At 74.0% G+C, this 16998-nt stretch carries 14 protein-coding genes and 1 pseudogene; 11 read left to right on the top strand and 4 right to left on the bottom strand.

The features are described from left to right. Positions 1-44 precede the first annotated feature (44 nt). The gene (gene radA, locus ACWH4W_RS07850) at positions 45-1457 is read right to left on the bottom strand and encodes a DNA repair protein RadA (RefSeq protein ID WP_473075082.1); all 1413 of its coding nucleotides are present in this window, start codon (positions 1455-1457) and stop codon (positions 45-47) included. A 650-nt stretch (positions 1458-2107) separates the two neighbouring features. Here radA and ACWH4W_RS07855 point away from each other — a divergent pair. Then, positions 2108-3889: a BACON domain-containing protein gene (locus ACWH4W_RS07855; protein ID WP_473075083.1), complete on the top strand. Its 1782-nt coding sequence runs from the start codon at positions 2108-2110 to the stop codon at positions 3887-3889. 60 nt (positions 3890-3949) lie between these two features. On the opposite strand, the gene ACWH4W_RS07860 is transcribed toward ACWH4W_RS07855, so the two are convergent. Continuing rightward, positions 3950-4822 carry a DUF3109 family protein gene (locus ACWH4W_RS07860; protein WP_473075084.1) on the bottom strand — a complete coding sequence of 291 codons (873 nt, stop codon included), beginning with the start codon at positions 4820-4822 and terminating at the stop codon, positions 3950-3952. Between the two features lie 95 nt (positions 4823-4917). Here ACWH4W_RS07860 and ACWH4W_RS07865 point away from each other — a divergent pair, with 95 nt between their 5' ends. The 4 genes from ACWH4W_RS07865 (at position 4918) to ilvD (ending at position 9953) form a co-directional block, all read left to right on the top strand. Continuing rightward, positions 4918-5850 (top strand): Ppx/GppA family phosphatase, encoded by a 933-nt coding sequence (locus tag ACWH4W_RS07865; RefSeq protein ID WP_473075085.1) that lies wholly within the window; start codon positions 4918-4920, stop codon positions 5848-5850. Positions 5851-5988: 138 nt separating this feature from the next. Next, positions 5989-6852: a sugar phosphate isomerase/epimerase family protein gene (locus tag ACWH4W_RS07870; protein WP_473075086.1), complete on the top strand. Its 864-nt coding sequence runs from the start codon at positions 5989-5991 to the stop codon at positions 6850-6852. Then, a complete protein-coding gene (locus tag ACWH4W_RS07875) occupies positions 6849-7496 on the top strand; it encodes a TetR/AcrR family transcriptional regulator (RefSeq protein ID WP_473075087.1) in 648 nt (215 codons plus the stop codon). Before ACWH4W_RS07870 ends, ACWH4W_RS07875 begins: the two co-directional genes overlap by 4 nt. A 603-nt stretch (positions 7497-8099) precedes the next feature. Then, complete coding sequence (gene ilvD / locus ACWH4W_RS07880) at positions 8100-9953, top strand: dihydroxy-acid dehydratase (protein WP_473075088.1); 1854 nt, start codon at positions 8100-8102, stop codon at positions 9951-9953. A 34-nt stretch (positions 9954-9987) separates the two neighbouring features. Here the strand turns inward: ilvD and ACWH4W_RS07885 are convergent, their stop codons facing one another. After that, entirely contained in the window at positions 9988-12123 is a 2136-nt protein-coding gene (locus ACWH4W_RS07885; RefSeq protein WP_473075089.1) for an outer membrane protein assembly factor BamB family protein, read from the bottom strand. A 183-nt stretch (positions 12124-12306) separates the two neighbouring features. Between ACWH4W_RS07885 and ACWH4W_RS07890 the strand changes: the two genes are divergently transcribed. From ACWH4W_RS07890 to ACWH4W_RS07900, 3 genes and pseudogenes are all read left to right on the top strand, one after another. Beyond that, positions 12307-12636 carry an SH3 domain-containing protein gene (locus tag ACWH4W_RS07890; RefSeq protein ID WP_473075090.1) on the top strand — a complete coding sequence of 110 codons (330 nt, stop codon included), beginning with the start codon at positions 12307-12309 and terminating at the stop codon, positions 12634-12636. A gap of 27 nt (positions 12637-12663) precedes the next feature. Further along, positions 12664-12861 carry a hypothetical protein gene (locus ACWH4W_RS07895; RefSeq protein WP_473075091.1) on the top strand — a complete coding sequence of 66 codons (198 nt, stop codon included), beginning with the start codon at positions 12664-12666 and terminating at the stop codon, positions 12859-12861. Further along, positions 12852-13217: pseudogene (locus tag ACWH4W_RS07900) on the top strand (SH3 domain-containing protein); the annotation flags it as partial. The gene ACWH4W_RS07895 and the pseudogene ACWH4W_RS07900, both read left to right, overlap by 10 nt. 56 nt (positions 13218-13273) lie before the next feature. Here ACWH4W_RS07900 and ACWH4W_RS07905 read toward each other — a convergent pair. Then, positions 13274-14755, bottom strand: a complete 1482-nt coding sequence (locus ACWH4W_RS07905) for an MFS transporter (protein WP_473075092.1) — start codon at positions 14753-14755, stop codon at positions 13274-13276. Positions 14756-14817: 62 nt separating this feature from the next. Between ACWH4W_RS07905 and ACWH4W_RS07910 the strand changes: the two genes are divergently transcribed. The 3 genes from ACWH4W_RS07910 to ACWH4W_RS07920 all read left to right on the top strand — a co-directional run bounded on the left by ACWH4W_RS07910 (position 14818) and on the right by ACWH4W_RS07920 (position 16985). Further along, positions 14818-15789 (top strand): helix-turn-helix transcriptional regulator, encoded by a 972-nt coding sequence (locus ACWH4W_RS07910; protein ID WP_473075093.1) that lies wholly within the window; start codon positions 14818-14820, stop codon positions 15787-15789. A 165-nt stretch (positions 15790-15954) separates the two neighbouring features. Next, complete coding sequence (locus ACWH4W_RS07915; protein WP_473077443.1) at positions 15955-16794, top strand: helix-turn-helix domain-containing protein; 840 nt, start codon at positions 15955-15957, stop codon at positions 16792-16794. Next, positions 16791-16985: a DUF397 domain-containing protein gene (locus ACWH4W_RS07920; RefSeq protein WP_473075094.1), complete on the top strand. Its 195-nt coding sequence runs from the start codon at positions 16791-16793 to the stop codon at positions 16983-16985. The genes ACWH4W_RS07915 and ACWH4W_RS07920 overlap by 4 nt, the downstream gene beginning before the upstream one ends. Positions 16986-16998: the final 13 nt, after the last annotated feature.

Below are 16998 nucleotides of genomic sequence, written 5' to 3' on the forward strand. Positions count from 1 at the left end.
GGCGCCCCCGCGCTTCGTACGGACGGGCGAGACCTGGGCAAAGTCTACCGGCGGTCCTCCGGCTCCCGTGGGGCCTCTCGGCGACGGGAGCGGGGAAGGACCCGCAGCGCGTCCCCTATGTCCGCCACCTCCACGACCTTCATGCCCGCCGGGACCTTGCCCGGATCGCCCGGCACCAGGGCGTGCGTGAAGCCCAGACGGTGCGCCTCGGAGAGCCTGCGCTGCACGCCCGTGACCCGTCTCACCTCGCCCGCGAGGCCCACTTCGCCGATCGCCACGAGGTTCTTCGGCAGCGGGGTGTCGCTCGCGGCGGACGCCAGGGCGAGCGCGACGGCCAGGTCCGCGGCCGGCTCGGAGAGCTTCACGCCGCCGACGGTCGCGGAGTAGATGTCCCTTTTGCCCAAGGCGCTGATCCGGCCGCGCTGTTCCAGCACCGCCAGCATCATCGAGACGCGGGAGGTCTCCAGGCCGGAGGTGGTGCGGCGGGGGGAGGGGATCTGCGAGTCCACGGTGAGCGCCTGCACCTCGGCGACCAGGGGGCGGCGGCCCTCCAGGGTGACGGTCAGGCAGGTGCCGGGGACCGGTTCGTCACGACGGGTCAGGAAGAGTCCGCTCGGGTCCGCGAGGCCCGTGATGCCCTCGTCGTGCAGTTCGAAGCAGCCGACCTCGTCCGTCGTGCCGTAGCGGTTCTTCACGCCGCGGACCAGGCGCAGGCGGGCGTGCCGGTCGCCCTCGAAGTGCAGCACGACGTCGACCAGGTGCTCCAGCAGGCGCGGGCCGGCGATGGCGCCGTCCTTGGTGACGTGGCCCACCAGGAGCGTGGACATGCCGCGTTCCTTGGACGCCCGGATCAGCGCCCCGGCCACCTCGCGGACCTGGGCCATGCCGCCGGGGGCGCCGTCGATCTCCGGGGACGCCACCGTCTGCACCGAGTCGAGGATCAGCAGCGACGGCTTCACCGCGTCCAAGTGGCCGAGGACGGCGGAGAGATCCGTCTCGGCGGCGAGGTAGAGATGGTCGTCGATGGCGTGGATGCGGTCGGCCCGCAGCCGGACCTGGCTCGCCGACTCCTCACCCGTGACGTACAGCGTGCGGTGCTCGTCGCTCGCGGACTTGGCGGCGACGTCCAGCAGCAGCGTGGACTTGCCGACGCCCGGCTCGCCCGCGACCAGCACCACGGCGCCGGGGACGAGACCGCCGCCGAGCACCCGGTCCAGCTCCGGCACACCCGTGGAGCGGGCGGTGGCCTGGCGCCCGTCGACCTGGCCGATGGGCAGCGCGGACGTGGTGACCCGCCCCGGCGCGGTCGTCCGGACGGCGGGCGCCGCACCGTACTCCTCGACCGTCCCCCAGGCCTGGCACTCGGGACAGCGGCCGAGCCACTTGGCCGTCTGCCATCCGCACTCGGTGCAGCGGTAGGACGGACGGTCCTTGGACGTCTTGGTACGGGCAGCCATGCCCACAAGGTAACCGCCCCCTCCGACAACGCGGGCCGGCGCCCACCCGGCCACGGCACGCGCCGCTTCGGCTGCCTTGCCGCCCCCGACGACTTCACCGGCGCCCGGGCCGGGGGGCGGCGGGCGTCGCGCCTCGGGCCGGGCGGCCTCGGTGACGGCACGCGCGCGGGCCGGGCGGCCGGGCCGCGCGCCTCCCCGGGGCGGTGACGGCCGGACGCAGCGGCCGACCGTGCGCGCAGCGGCTCGGCCGCCGGGGTGACGCGGGGGCATCGGGCCGACGGGCCGAGAGCCCGCGCATCGTTACCTCGGCCGCCCGGCCCGGGACCCGCCGTGCCCGGCGTCCGCCGGGCGCCTGCGGCGGGGGGCGGCTCGGTGCGGGGGCGGGGCCTTCGGTGCGGTCGCCCGCAGCGGCTCCGGGCCCCCGTGCGCCACGTGGGCGCCCGCCGTCCGGGCCGCGCGGGCGGAAGGGGCGTCCCGGCCCCGGGCGGTACCGCGGCGTCGCGTCCCGGGGGCGGCGGGACGCGGGCGTCGTGGCCGCTCACAGGCCGGGAAAGGCCCCCGTCGCCGGATTGAGGGATCGTTTCACCCTTACGGATTAAAAGTGCGCACGGCGCCGGAAGGCGCCGCTCCCCGCCCCCTACGGTCGCCGAATGACGAGCAGCGGCCCGGACACCTCGACCCGTACGTCCACCCGTACGACCGGAACCCACCGGACGCACCGGGAAGCGCGCGACCGAGCGGCCGCGCGCACGCTGGCCCGGCGGCCGGCCGCCCGCTACGAGCCGCACCTGGACGGTCTGTTCACCTACTGCCTGTCCGTCCTGTGCGACCACGACGCGGCCACCGCCGCCCTGGCCGACGCGCTCCACCTCGCGGAGCGCCGCGACCGGCACGCCCCGGACGAGCTCGGCAGCCTCCGCGCGTGGCTGTACGCCCTCGCCCGCTGGGCGTGCCTGCGCAAGCTGGCCGAGGCCAGGCAGAAACGTCAGGCCTCCCACGTCGGCGGCCGCTCCGGCAGCCGGCGCGCCTCCGCGGGGGGCGCCCCCGCCCCGGTCGCCCCCGCCGAGGAGCAGGAGCGGCGCCGCCGCGAACTGGCCGCCCTGGCCTGGCCGGAGGCCGCCGGCACCAGTCCGGAGCAGCGCGAGGTGCTCGAACTCGCCGTCCGCCACCGTCTCGCCGCCCACGAGGTCGCCGCCGTCCTCGGCATGGCCCCGGCCGCGGCGCGCGAACTGCTCGCCGCCGCGGCCTGCGAGGTGGAGCGCACCCGCGCGGCGCTCGCCGTCGTGGAGACCGGCGCCTGCCCCGGCGTGGCGCACCTCACCGGGGACCAGGGGATGGTGCTCGGCGCGGCCCTGCGCCGCGAACTGGTCCGGCACGTCGACGACTGCCCGCGCTGCCGCCGTACCGCCGAGCGGGCCGTCCCGGGCCGGTGGCCCGGCACCAGCGTCACGCCGGACGCCCTGCCGCTCGTGCCCGCGCCCACCGCCGCCCTGCACACCGCCCTCGCCCACCACCCACGCGCGCGTGGCGCCGCGCCCCGCTTCGACCGGCGCGGCTTCCCGATGGACCCCAAGGACCGGGTCGCCCGCCGGGACCGCCTGCGCGTGCGTGCCGTCACCACGACCGTGGTCGCCACGGTCGTCGCCGCGCCCGTGCTCGCGCTGTGGGCCGCCTACCGGGGCACCCCGGTGGGCGAGGGCGTGGACGGCGGCCCGGCCGCCGCCCGCGAGGACGGCGCCGTCGGCTTCGACGGCGGCGCGGGCTACGAGAACGCCGGCAACGCCGAGCCCCGCCCCGGCGCCCGCTTCGACGCGGACGGATCACCGGACGGGTCGCCGGACGTGTCGGTGGAGGTCGTCGAGGTCGCGGGCGCCGGGGACGAGGGCGCCGCCGCGCTGGGTGTGACGGCCGCCCACAGCGGCGACACCACCTTGATCACCCTGACCGCGCGGGGCGCCGGACCGGTCCGCTGGTCCGCGTCCACCGGGGCCTCCTGGCTCTACCTGAGCCGTTCGTCGGGCACGCTCGCCCCCGGCGGGTCGGTGACGATCCGGGTCCACGTCGACCAGCTGCGCGAGCCGTCCGGCCGCTGGCGGGCCACGGTGGCGGTCTCCCCGGCGGGCTCGCTGGTGTCCGTCGAGGGGTACGGACCCGCCCGGCCCGCCCCGGTCGGCGGCTCCCCCTCCGCCCCGGGCACCCCAGGCACCCCGGGCGTCCCGCCCGCGCCGCCCTCGGACCCGGAGCCCACGCCCACGACGCCCTCGGACCCCGCCCCGGCCGACCCGCCGTCCTCCTCGGAGCCGGACCCGGACCCCTCGGCGACCGACCCGGCCCCGAGCGACCCGTCCCCCTCCGACCCCGGGCCCGCGGACCCGAGCGGCTCCGCCCCCGCCGACCCGGACGCACCAGACCCGGCCCCGGGCACGCCGTAGACGCGAAACGGCGCCCGCCCCCCGGCGGGGACGGGCGCCCGGAAGCCCGGGTGCGGCCCGTCAGGCCGGGTCCGCCGGATGCGGCGCCACCAACGGCAGCTGCGACGCCAGCCGCTGCTCGCACAGCTCGACCAGCCGGTCGTACCCCGCCTTGCCCATCAGCTCGGTCAGCTCCGCGCGGTAGGAGACGTACACCGGCTCGCCCGCGCCGTGCGCCGAGGTGGCCGAGGTGCACCACCAGTGCAGGTCGTGGCCGCCCGGACCCCAGCCCCGCCGGTCGTACTCACCGATCGACACCTGCAGCACCCGCGTGTCGTCGGGCCGGTCGATCCAGTCGTAGGTGCGCCGGATCGGCAGCTGCCAGCAGACGTCCGGCTTGGTCTCCAGCGGCTCGCGGCCCTCCCTGAGGGCGAGGATGTGCAGCGAGCAGCCCATGCCGCCCGGGAAACCCGGACGGTTCTGGAAGATGCACGAGCCCTGGAACGGGCGCGTCTGCCGCTCGCCGTCCTCGTCCTCGGAGATCCACCCGCCCCGGGTGCCCTCCGCGTGGTGCTGCCAGATGTCCGGTGTGAGCCTTGCCACATGCTCCGCGACGCGCTTCTCGTCGTCCTCGTCCGAGAAGTGGGCACCCAGGCTGCAGCACCCGTCGTCCGCGCGGCCCGTCTGGATGCCCTGGCAGCCGCTGCCGAAGATGCAGTTCCACCGAGAGGTGAGCCATGTCAGATCGCAGCGGAAGACCTGCTCGTCGTCCGCCGGATCAGGAAATTCCACCCAAGCGCGGGCGAAGTCGAGGCCCTGCTCGTCGTCCGCAGGCACAGGCCGCGGCGCCTGCGGCGCCGGCGCCCGCGAAGGAGCGCCGGCCAGTCCGGCCCGCTTTTCCTTCCTGGCCTTTTTGTCCGTCTTCTCGTCCTTCGCCTTTTTCGTCTTTGGCACCTGTCCAGGGTAAGTCGCCGGAGCCCGGCCCCGGCACCGGTCCGGCCCTCGGGAACCGGGCAACACGGCGCGCCGCCGGCAGTAGCGTTCCGTACATGAGACTCGGTGTCCTCGACGTGGGTTCGAACACGGTGCATCTGCTGGTGGTCGACGCCCACCCCGGCGCGCGGCCGCTGCCCGCGCACTCGCACAAGGCCGAACTGCGCCTCGCCCAGCTCCTCGAGGCCGACGGAGCGATCGGCCCCGACGGCGTCGACCGGCTGGTGTCGGTCGTCCACGAGGCGCTCCGGGCCGCCGAGGACAAGGGCGTGGAGGAGCTGCTGCCGTTCGCGACGTCCGCGGTGCGCGACGCGAGCAACGCCGACGACGTCCTCGCCCGCGTCCGCGACGAGACCGGCGTCGAGCTGCGGGTGCTCAGCGGCGAGGAGGAGGCGAAGCTCACCTTCCTCGCCGCCCGCCGCTGGTTCGGCTGGTCCTCCGGCAAGCTGCTCGTCATCGACATCGGCGGCGGCTCGCTGGAGATCGCGTACGGCATGGACGAGGAGCCGGACGCGGCGGTGTCGCTGCCGCTCGGCGCGGGCCGCCTCACCGTCGGCCGGCTGCCCGGTGACCCGCCCGAGGCCGAGGACGTGCGCGCGCTGCGCCGCCATGTCCGTACCGAGATAGCCCGTACGGTCGGCGAGTTCAGGCGGTTCGGCGCGCCGGACCACGTGGTGGCCACCTCGAAGACCTTCAAGCAGCTCGCCCGGCTCGCGGGCGCCCCGGGCTCCGCCGAGGGCCTGTACGTCCAGCGCGAGCTGAAGCGCGAGTCGCTGGAGGCCTGGGTGCCGCGGCTGGCCGGGATGACCGCCGCCGAACGCGCCGAGCTGCCGGGCGTGTCCGAGGCCCGCGCGGGCCAGCTGCTCGCCGGCGCGATGGTCGCCGAGGGCGCCATGGACCTGTTCGGCGTGGAGCGCCTGGAGATCTGCCCCTGGGCGCTGCGGGAGGGCGTCATCCTCCGCCGCCTCGACCACATGGGCCCGGCCTGAGCCGTCCGGGCCCTCGGAGTGCGACGCCGGCGGCCCGTCCGCGGGCGTCCGCCCTCCGCCGCGGCCCGCTATGGCAAACACCACAACGGCGAGGCAGCACCCCGCACCGCCCCCGCCTCACCCCGTAACCTGAGGCTCGTGGCAGAAGCAAGGGACGTAGTCCGCATCCCGGATGCGAAGGTCGCCCTGTCGACGGCCTCCGTGTACCCGGAGTCGACGGCGACGGCCTTCGAGATGGCCGCGCGCCTCGGGTACGACGGCGTCGAGGTGATGGTCTGGACGGATCCGGTCAGCCAGGACATCGAGGCCCTCCGCAGGCTCAGCGACTACCACCGCATCCCCGTCCTCGCCGTCCACGCGCCCTGCCTGCTGATCACGCAGCGCGTGTGGTCCACCGACCCCTGGACCAAGCTCCAGCGGGCCCGGTCCGCCGCCGAGAAGCTCGGCGCGTCGACGGTCGTCGTCCACCCGCCCTTCCGCTGGCAGCGGCAGTACGCCCGCGACTTCGTGGACGGCGTCTGGCGGATGGCGAACGAGACCGACGTGCGGTTCGCCGTGGAGAACATGTACCCCTGGCGCTACCGCGACCGCGAGATGCTGGCCTACGCCCCCGACTGGGACGTGACCAAGGAGGACTACCGCCACTTCACGATCGACCTCAGCCACGCCTCCACCTCCCGCACCGACACCCTGCGGATGGTCGAGCGCATGGGCGACCGGCTGGGGCACGTGCACATGGCCGACGGCCGGGGCTCAGCCAAGGACGAGCACCTGGTGCCCGGACGCGGCGACCAGCCGTGCGCCGAGGTGCTGGAGGGGCTGGCGAGGAGCGGCTTCGACGGTCACGTCGTGATCGAGGTCAACACCCGGCGCGCCATGTCCAGCGCCGAGCGCGAGGCCGATCTGGCGGAGGCCCTGGCCTTCACCCGCCTCCACCTCGCCTCCGCGTCCTCCCCTTCCTCCCCCTCCGCATCGTCCGCCCTCCGGGCGCCCCGGCGATGACCGGCGTGACCGCGAGCGACGGCCCGGCCGCCTCCGCGCGGGGCGCCGGCGCCCCCCGGCGCCGCGGCCGCCCGCCGCGCACCGAGTCGGCCGGCACCCGCGACCGCATTCTCGACGCGGCCCGCGAGGAGTTCTCCGCGCGGGGCTACGAGAAGACGTCCGTGCGGGGCATCGCCAAGGCCGCCGGGGTGGACTCCGCCCTCGTGCACCACTACTTCGGCACCAAGGAGCGGGTCTTCGAGGCCGCCGTCGAGGTCGCCTTCGGGCCGGTGCTCGACGAGCGGGAGACGGTGACCGAGGGGCCGCTCGACGAGGTGGGCGAGCGGATGACCCGCATGATCATCGGACTGTGGGAGAACCCGGTCACGCGCGCCCCCCTGCTCGCGATCATCCGCTCCGCCGTCACCAACGACGCCGCGGCCGCCGTCTTCCGCCGCCTCGTCGCCAGCCAGCTGCTGCGCCGGATCGCCGGCCGGCTCGACCGGCCGGACGCGGAGCTGCGGGCCGAGCTGGCCGCCGCCCAGCTCGTCGGCATCGTGATGATCCGGTACGTGATCCGGGTGGAACCGCTCGCCTCGGCCGACCCCGAGGACATCGTCCGACGGGTCGCACCGTTCGTGCAGGGGCACCTCGTCGGGGACTGACGACTTGCGTCGGCCGGGCGCTCCGGGGACTGTCCGTCCGCGTGGGCCGGGGGTGCTGGGGTTGCCTGCCGGTGTCGGCCGGGCGCTCCGGGGACTGTCCGTCCGCGTGGGCCGGGGGTGCTGGGGTTGCCTGCCGGTGTCGGCCGGGCGCTCCGGGGACTGTCCGTCCGCGTGGGCCGGGGGTTGCTGGGGCTGCCCGCCGGTGTCGGCCGGGCGCTCCGGGGACTGTCCGTCCGCGTGGGCCGGGGGTGCTGGGGCTGCCTGCCGGTGTCGGCCGGGCGCTCCGGGGACTGTCCGTCCGCGTGGGCCGGGGGTGCTGGGGCTGCCTGCCGGTGTCGGCCGGGCGCTCCGGGGACTGTCCGTCCGCGTGGGCCGGGCGCACCGGGGACCGCGGCCCGCGACGACTGGGCTCACCGGGGGCTGTCCGCCCGTGACGACCGGCCGGGCTCACCGGCGACCGACCGCCCCCCGCGCCCCGGATGCATGAGACACGCGTCCCGTATTCCGGACACCTTGTCCCGCCCTCTGGATGACCGGCGTACGCTCGATGCCGTCAGAACTCTCTGGCGAGGACTCCCCGAAGGTCTGAAGGAGCGAGCGACGATGCCCGAGCTGAGGTCCCGCACAGTCACCCACGGCCGCAACATGGCGGGCGCCCGCGCCCTTATGCGCGCCTCCGGTGTACCCGGTGCGGACATCGGCCGGAAGCCGATCGTCGCCGTCGCCAACAGCTTCACGGAGTTCGTCCCCGGCCACACGCACCTCGCGCCGGTCGGCCGGATCGTCAGTGAGGCGGTGACCGCCGCCGGCGGCATCCCGCGCGAGTTCAACACCATCGCCGTCGACGACGGCATCGCCATGGGCCACGGCGGCATGCTGTACTCCCTCCCCTCCCGCGACCTGATCGCGGACAGCGTGGAGTACATGGTCGAGGCGCACCGCGCGGACGCCCTGATCTGCATCTCCAACTGCGACAAGATCACCCCGGGCATGCTCAACGCCGCGCTGCGGCTGAACATCCCCACGGTGTTCGTCTCCGGCGGCCCGATGGAGGCCGGCCGGGCCACCCTGGTCGACGGCACGGTCCGCACCCTGGACCTGATCGACGCGATGGTCGAGGCGGCCAACGACGAGGTGTCCGACGCGGACGTGCTCCGCATCGAGGAGAACGCCTGCCCCACCTGCGGCTCCTGTTCCGGCATGTTCACCGCCAACTCGATGAACTGCCTCACCGAGGCGATCGGCCTCTCCCTCCCCGGCAACGGCTCGGTCCTGGCCACCCACACCGCCCGCAAGGACCTGTACGTCCGCGCGGCCGAGACGGTCATGGACCTCACCCGCCGCTACTACGAGCAGGACGACGACACGGTCCTGCCCCGCTCCGTCGCCACCTTCCAGGCGTTCGAGAACGCGATGGCGCTGGACATCGCCATGGGCGGCTCCACCAACACGATCCTGCACCTGCTGGCCGCCGCCCAGGAGGCCGAGGTGCCGTTCGGCCTCACCGAGATCGACGCCCTCTCCCGCCGCGTCCCGTGCCTGGCGAAGGTCGCCCCGAACGTCGCCAAGGACCGCACGTACTACATGGAGGACGTGCACCGCGCGGGCGGCATCCCCGCCCTGCTCGGCGAGCTCCACCGCGCGGGCCTGCTCAACGAGGACGTCCACGCCGTCCACAGCCCGTCCCTCGAGGACTGGCTGAAGACCTGGGACATCCGCGCCGGCTCCCCCTCCCCGGAGGCGGTCGAGCTGTGGCACGCGGCCCCCGGCTGCAAGCGCTCCGCCGAGGCCTTCTCCCAGTCCGAGCGCTGGGACGCCCTCGACGAGGACGCCGAGGGCGGCTGCATCCGCTCCGCCGAGCACGCCTACTCCAAGGACGGCGGCCTGGCGGTGCTGCGCGGCAACCTCGCCGTCGACGGCTGCGTGGTCAAGACGGCCGGCGTCGACGAGTCCATCTGGACCTTCGAGGGGCCGGCGGTCGTCTGCGAGTCGCAGGAGGAGGCCGTCCAGAAGATCCTCACCCAGCAGGTGAAGGAGGGCGACGTCGTCGTCATCCGCTACGAGGGCCCCAAGGGCGGCCCCGGCATGCAGGAGATGCTCTACCCGACGTCGTACCTGAAGAGCCGCGGCCTCGGAAAGGCCTGCGCCCTGATCACCGACGGCCGCTTCTCCGGCGGCACGTCCGGCCTGTCCATCGGCCACGCCTCCCCCGAGGCGGCCTCGGGCGGCACCATCGCCCTGGTCGAGGACGGCGACCGCATCCGCATCGACATCCCCGGCCGCTCCGTCGAGCTGCTGGTCGACGACGCGGAGCTGGCCCGCCGCGAGGAGGCCCTCGGCGGCCGGTACGCCCCGAAGAACCGCGACCGCAAGGTCTCCGCGGCCCTGCGGGCCTACGCGGCGATGGCGACCAGCGCGGACAAGGGCGCGGTGCGGGACGTGAGCAAGCTGGGCTGAACGCCTTCCGCCGCCGTGACGACCCCGCCACCTCTCACCAGGCGGCGGGGTCGCCCGCGTCCACGGCGAAGACGGTGCCGTCGGGGGCGGAGGCGTACACCCGCCCGTCGGCCACCACGGGGGCGGGCAGCGCGGCGACGACCCGGTCGCCGTCCCCGAGCCGCGGCGGGGTCTGCCCGACCAGTTGCCCGGTTCTCGCGTCCACGGCGAGAAGGCGCCCGTCGGGCGCGGTCAGGAAGACGTGCCGGCCGTCGGACACGGGGGCGGAGGCGCGGGTGAGACCGGTTTCCAGGGTCCAGAGGCGGTCGCGGCGGTGCACGTCGACCGCGACGAGTGTTCCACCCGTGCCCACGAGCGAGACGACGTTCCCGTGGGAGCCGCCCTGGGCCTGTTCGACCGGGACGCTCAGCGGGACCCGGCGGGAGACCCCGGTGCCCGGGTCGTGGGCAACGAGGGCCGCCGTGTCGCCGTAGGTCCCCTCGGCCGAGAGCAGGAAGACCTCCCCGTCGTGCGTGCCGACCGGTTCCAGATCGCCGTCCAGCCGGCTGTCCCAGCGCACCTCGCCGTCGGCCGGGTCCAGCGCGGTCACCTTCGTGCTCGTCCCGTCGGCGGACGGGCTCGTCACGTACACGAGGTCGTCGCCCGGGAGGGCGGTGACGTCGGTGAGGCCGTGACCGGGGAGCGGTTTGCTCCACGCCGTACTGCCCGACGCGCCGTCCACGGCGGTGACCGTGCCGTCGGTCCCGGCAAGCACCAGCATGTCCCTTGTCGCCGTCACGCCCCGGTGCGCGGCCGTGGGCTGCTTCCACGCCGTCACCCCTGAGGTGGGTTCGAGCGCCCCCAGCCAGCCGTCCTGCCCCGGGAACGGCTGGACGAGACCGCCCGCCACGAACGGCTTCTCGCCCCCGGTCGTCACGGTCACGGGCCGCTGCCACAGGAGCCGGCCGTCGGAGGGATCGAGGGCGAAGGCCTTGTTTCCCTGGACACAGGCCAGTGCCCCGGCACCGCGGGAACAGCGGGGTGTCCCCTCGGCAGGGCCAGTGGCCACCCAGGGCAGCGCGCCGCTCGACGTCACCTCGGGTGCGGCGCCGGCGGCCGGAGTGGCGTCGCTTCCGCCGAACACCTGGAAGGCCGTCAGCGTCAGGACCGCTGCCAGGACCACGGCGCCGGCCGACCCGTAGACCGCCCGTCGGCGTTGAGGGCGGGGCTTGTCCGCAACCCCCGGTTCCGGTGTCTCCGGTTCCGGTGTCTCCGGCTCCGCGGACAGTGGCTCCGCCGGCCGCTCCCGTCCGGCCGGTTCCTCGGTGCGCTGACTCGGTATGAAGACCCGGGTGTCGTACGACGCCGCCACCGCCCGCAGGCCGGCCATCAGCTCGTTCGGTGTGGGCCGTTCCTCGGGCGCCTTGGCCAGGCACCGCCGTACCAGGTCGGAGAGTTCATCGGGGACGCCCGTCAGGTCGGGCTCGTCGTGCACCACCTGGTACGCCACGACGTACGGGCTGTCGGAGTCGAACGGCCCGCGCCCCGTGGCCGCGTGCACCAGCACCGATCCCAGCGCGAAGATGTCCGCCGCCGGCCCCACCTCCCGCGGCCGGCGGAACTGCTCGGGCGCCATGAACGGCGGCGTGCCGATCAACTTGCCCGTTTCGGTGCGCAGTTGGCTGTCCTTGGGCCGCGAGATGCCGAAGTCGATGACCTTTGGGCCGTCTTCGGAGAGGAGGACGTTGCTCGGTTTGAGGTCCCGGTGCACCACGTCGACCCGGTGGATGTCACGCAGCGCCTCCGCCAGTCCGGCCATGAGCCGCCGCAGTTGGAAGGGTTCCAACGGCCCGTTCCGCTTCACCTCGTCGGCGAGCGTCGGCCCAGGGATGTAGAGGGTGGCCATCCAAGGGCGTCCGGCCTCGGGATCGGCGTCGACGACGGAGGCGGTGAACGCGCCGCTGACCCGCCGGGCCGCCGCGACCTCCTGCCGGAAACGACCCCTGAACTCCGGATCTGTGGCGTACTGGGGGTGCACGACCTTCACCGCGAGCTTCAGCCCCGAGGTGCTGCGGGCCAGGTGCACCACGCCCATGCCGCCCGATCCCAGACGGCGTTCGAGGCGGTAGTGACCGGCAAACTCGGGGCGTTCCGCTTCCGCACCCGCCCCGGCGTCCTGCTGCGACGCCATGATCTCCCCCGTGTGCTGTTCGTACGCGCGCGCGACGCACGGAGCCTAATCGATGTCTCGTACGGGACCGAAGAGGCTTGCTAGCCTCCGTGTTCGAGTTGCGCACGGATGTCGTGCCGTGCGACTCGGGGGAACCAACACGACTCCAGTACACATCTGGGGTCTTACACGGGGGAGGTACACATGTCTGTCGACTTCGTCGCGGAGAACGAGCCCGGTGACGTCTCGGACGGCACCACGGGAACGCTCGCCGCTTCCGCCACGCGCTACTACTCGGTCGCGCCCGGCGTCCGGCTGAACGTACGCAGCGGCCCGGGCACCGGCTACCCCGTCGTCCGGGTGCTGTCCGAGGGCGCCAAGGTCCCGATCTTCTGCCAGACCCCGGGCACCACGGTGACCGGCCCGTACGGCACCTCGAACATCTGGGACAACATCGCCAATGGCCAGTTCGTCTCGGACACGTACGTCTACACCGGCAACGACGGTTACTTCCGACCGCGCTGCTCCTTCTGAGGACCACCGACACCCCGGGAGGACCCGATGACGCTCTCGAAGCGGGGATCGTTCGTGCCGGCCGGGCTCACCGGTGCCTTCCTCACCGTGCTGGGCACCGCCGGGCCGGCGGCGGCCGTCTCCTCCTACGACGTCGCGCCCGGCGTCCGGCTGGACGTCCGCAGCGGCCTTTGCACCGGCTGCCCCGTCGTGCGCGTCCTGTACGTGGCCTCGCGTTGCACCTGACCAGCACACGTCCCGGGGGGACCCGTGACATCCGCACGACGCGGAGACGCCCTGCCGGCCGTCCTCGCCGGTGCCTTCATGACGGTGCTCGGCAGTGCCTCCCCGTCGGCGACCGCCGGCCCTCACCCGATCGCCCCGGATACCAAGTGAACGTCCGCAGCGGCCCGGGCACGAGCTACACCGTCGTCCGGGTGCTGCAGCCGGGCTCACAGGTCAGAATCCTCTGCCAGGCCACGGGGTCCAAGGAGACCGGCCCGTACGGCACCTCGAACGTCTGGGAGGACATCGGCAACGGCCAGTACGTCTCGGGCGCCTACGTCTGCACCGGCAGCGACGGCTACGTCGCCCCCCGCTGCCAGGCCCTCGCCTCACGGGACGCCTCCGGCGCCGGCGGAGGCGTCCCGGTACGGGTTCACCGGTCGACGACCTCGGCCGCGGCCCTGGGGAGCGCGAGCATCACCAGGGCCGCCACGGCGTAGAGCACCGCGGAGACGACGAGGACGAGGCCGAACGCGCGACCGTGGTCGGCCGGTGCCGGTGCACCGGTCGTCGATCCGGTGACGGCGCCGAAGAAGACCGTGCCGAGAGCGGCGACACCGATGGCGCCGCCGATCTGGTTGACCGTGGAGAGCACCCCGCCCGCGGCGCCCGCGTTGCGGGCGGGGACGCCGGCGAGGACGACGTTGACCAGGACGGGCGCGGCAAGACCGAGCCCGAGGCCGCCGATGAAGAGGGCGGGGGCGAGCTGCCAGTACCCGGGATCGCCGCTCCCCCCGACCACCACCCGGAGGACGCACTGGGACGCGGCGACGGTGAGCGAGCCGGTGATCAGCAAGGTCCTCCCGGCCCTGGTGGAGAGCGCGACTCCGAGCCCCGAGGTGATGATCGAGCCGAACGCGTACGGCAGGATCACCAGGCCGGTCTCCCACGCGCTGCGGCCGGTGCCGGCCTGGAGGTAGACCGACAGCGTGAGGAAGAACGCCCCGAGGCCGCCGAAGAAGAGCGCGGACGCGCCCAGGCCGGCCGCGAAGGCGCGGACGCGGAGCAGAGCCGGATCGAAGACGGGTTCGCCCCCGCGTCCGGCCAGCCGGCGCTCGTGGGTGAGGAAGAGCGCCAGCACGACGACGCCGGCGGCGAGAAGGGCGTAACTGCCCGTGGTCCATCCCCAGGTCCCGGTCTGGATGACCGGCAACAGCAGGAGCAGGATGCCCGAGGCCGCGAGCAGCGCGCCCCGGAGGTCGAGCCGCGCGGTCGAGGCGGAGCGGGACTTCGGCAGGACCTTCGCGCCGATGACGAGCGCCAGGACCGAGACGGGCACGTTGATCCAGAAGATCGTGCGCCATCCCAGTCCGAACAGGTCGGCGTCGATGAGCAGCCCGCCCAGCAGCGGCCCCGCGACCGAGGCGAGCCCCTGGACGGGCCCGTAGGCGCCGAACGCCTTGGCGCGCTCGCCGGGGGCGAACGAGGCCCGGATGATCCCGAACACCTGCGGGACCATGACGCCCGCGGTCAGTCCCTGCACGGCGCGCACGCCGATGAGCATTCCCGGACCGGCGGCCAGCGCGCAGAGTGCGGAGGTGATCATGAACCCGCCCAGCCCGGTCATGAACAGGCGCTTGCGGCCGTACCGGTCACCGAGCCGTCCGCCGGTGATCAGGCCCGCGCCCAGCGCCAGGACGTAGGCGGCGATCATCCACTGGATCTGGGCGTCGTCGACCCCCAGGTCCCGGGCGATCGCCGGGGCCGCGACGGTGACGATCGTCGCGTCGAGGAGGTCCAGGAAGGAACCGAAGAGCACCACCAGGAGCGCGGCGCCCGCACTCGTACCGGAGACGAGCGGTGAGGAGGCCGCGGATGAGCGCGTCCCCTCTTGACGGATGTGTGAAGCGGTCATGGCGGATACGCTGACAGCTATAGTTGCCACCGAGTGACCGCAATGGCGGAGGGGAACGAGCGATGGCTGCCACCTCCGCGCGGGCGCTGAAGCTGCTGTCGGTCTTCGGGACCGGCGCGACCCTGACCGCCGAGCAGCTCGCCACCCGGCTCGGGGCGTCCGTGCGGACCGTACGACGCGACATCGACACGCTCAGGGAGCTCGGGTACGAGATCGAGGCCGTGCGCGGGGTGGGCGGAGGCTACCGGCTCGGCCGCGCCACCCGGTTGCCACCGGTCGTCTTCGACGAGGACCAGGCCGTCGCGGCGGCCGTCGCGCTCCAGACCGTCCCCACCCTCCTGTCCGGCATCCGCGAGAACTCGGCCCGCGCCCTCACCACGCTGCGGCAGGCGATGCCCGCCCGCAGCCGTATCCACGCCGAGGCGTTCACCGTCTCCGCGGCGCGCAACTACTGGGAGTTCCCCGCAGCACCCCTCGACGCCGAGGCCATCGGCGTCATCGGCGGCGCGATCCACCGGCGGCACGTCCTGCGTGCGGACCACACCGGCGAGGACGGGCCGACGACGCTCACGCTCGAACCGCACCACCTCGTCGTGTGGGCGGCACGGTGGTACCTCGTCGCGTACGAACCGGACACGGACCGCTGGCGCGCGATGCGCGTCGACCGCCTCGCACCGCGCATGCCCACGGGGAGGACCTTCGACCGCCGCGACGTCCCGCACGGCGACCCGGCCGCCTTCGTCATGAGCACCCACGACCGCGGCGACACCCCGGCGGAATGGCCCTGCCGCGGCTCCGCGCTCCTCGCGCTGCCCGCACCCGTCGTCGCCCGGTTCGCCCCCGGCGGGTCGACGGTCGAGCGCATCACCGACTCCAGTTGCCGCCTCACACTCGGCGCGTGGTCCTGGGCCGGCCTGGCGGGACTGCTCCTCACGTTCGACGCCGGCATCACGGACATCGAGCCGGCCGAACTCAGGCAGACGCTGCGCGCGTTGCGCACCCGCATCGACGAAGGACTGGGACCCGCCAGGTGAGTTCCCGTTCAGGTGAACTCCCGGGATCTCGCCGATGACGCGAACCGGTGCTTCCTAGCGTGGCTCTCGCCGGGCGTGACCCGACGTGGCACGACCGGCTGTTGTCGGTGCGCGGCGGAGGTGAACGGTCGGATGAGCGAACGGGTACAGGACCCTGTCGGAACCATGGTGGCGGACGAGGAGGCGGAAGCCCCCGGACCGCCGGATCCGGGGTCGGGCGTCCTGCGGGTGTTCGGGCGGCAGTTGAAGCGGTTCCGGACGCGGGCGGGACTGGAGCGTGCCGAGGTCGGGTCGCGGACGGGCTACTCGCCGTCCACGATCGCCTCGTACGAGCAGGGCAGACGCGTACCGCCGCCCCGGTTCATCGACGTGGCGGACGAACTGCTCGACGCGGGCGGCGTCCTGCTGGAGATGAAGGACGAGGTCGCACGGGCCCAGTTCCCGGCGTTCTTCCGGGACGCGGCGCGACTGGAGGCGGAGGCGGTCGAGCTGCACGCCTACGACACGCACGTGATCAAGGGACTGTTGCAGACGGAGGAGTACGCGCGGGCGGTCTTCACGATGCGCCGCCCGCTGCTCGACGAGGAGACGATCGAGCAGCGGGTGACCGCCCGGATGCGCAGGCAGGAGATCTTCTCCCGCCGGCCCGCGCCGCTGATGAGCTTCGTCATCGAGGAGGCCGTGCTGCGCCGCCCCATCGGCGGGACGGAGGTGCACCGCGGGCAACTGGAACAGATCCTGCTCACCGGGCAGCACCGCAACGTCGAGATCCAGGTGATGCCGACGCGGCGGGAGGACCACGCGGGGCTCGCCGGCCCGTTCACCCTGATCGAGACCAGGTCGGGACAGCGCATCGCGTACGCGGAGGTCCAGAAGAGCAGTTCGCTCTACACCGACCGGGCTCCCGTACGGGACCTCGAGGCGCAGTATGGAATCATCCGGGCCCAGGCTCTCACTCCGGGGGAGTCCATGGCCTTCGTCGAGGAGCTGTTGGGAGAACTGTGAAGGGCGCAACGGAACTGACGTGGGTCAAGAGCACCTACAGCAGCGGTGAGGGCGGCGACTGCGTCGAGGTGGCCGCCTCCTCCCGCACGGTCCGTGTGAGGGACTCCAAGGACGTCGCCCGCCCCGGGCTGGCCGTCGGCCGGAACGCCTGGGGGATGTTCGTCGGGTACGCCGCCGAAGAGGTCCGCTGAGCCGACGCCGTAC

The organism is Streptomyces sp. DSM 120436, assembly GCF_055778765.1.

Bases quoted from the DNA above. Each gene is read 5' to 3' on its own strand.
- ACWH4W_RS07890 (WP_473075090.1), top strand. From the start codon at position 12,307: ATGTCTGTCGACTTCGTCGCGGAGAACGAGCCCGGTGACGTCTCGGAC.
- ACWH4W_RS07915 (WP_473077443.1), top strand. From the start codon at position 15,955: ATGGTGGCGGACGAGGAGGCGGAAGCCCCCGGACCGCCGGATCCGGGG.
- ACWH4W_RS07885 (WP_473075089.1), bottom strand. From the start codon at position 12,123: ATGGCGTCGCAGCAGGACGCCGGGGCGGGTGCGGAAGCGGAACGCCCC.
- ACWH4W_RS07855 (WP_473075083.1), top strand. From the start codon at position 2,108: ATGACGAGCAGCGGCCCGGACACCTCGACCCGTACGTCCACCCGTACG.
- ACWH4W_RS07865 (WP_473075085.1), top strand. From the start codon at position 4,918: ATGAGACTCGGTGTCCTCGACGTGGGTTCGAACACGGTGCATCTGCTG.
- ACWH4W_RS07895 (WP_473075091.1), top strand. From the start codon at position 12,664: ATGACGCTCTCGAAGCGGGGATCGTTCGTGCCGGCCGGGCTCACCGGT.
- ACWH4W_RS07910 (WP_473075093.1), top strand. From the start codon at position 14,818: ATGGCTGCCACCTCCGCGCGGGCGCTGAAGCTGCTGTCGGTCTTCGGG.
- ACWH4W_RS07905 (WP_473075092.1), bottom strand. From the start codon at position 14,755: ATGACCGCTTCACACATCCGTCAAGAGGGGACGCGCTCATCCGCGGCC.
- radA (WP_473075082.1), bottom strand. From the start codon at position 1,457: ATGGCTGCCCGTACCAAGACGTCCAAGGACCGTCCGTCCTACCGCTGC.
- ACWH4W_RS07875 (WP_473075087.1), top strand. From the start codon at position 6,849: ATGACCGGCGTGACCGCGAGCGACGGCCCGGCCGCCTCCGCGCGGGGC.
- ilvD (WP_473075088.1), top strand. From the start codon at position 8,100: ATGCCCGAGCTGAGGTCCCGCACAGTCACCCACGGCCGCAACATGGCG.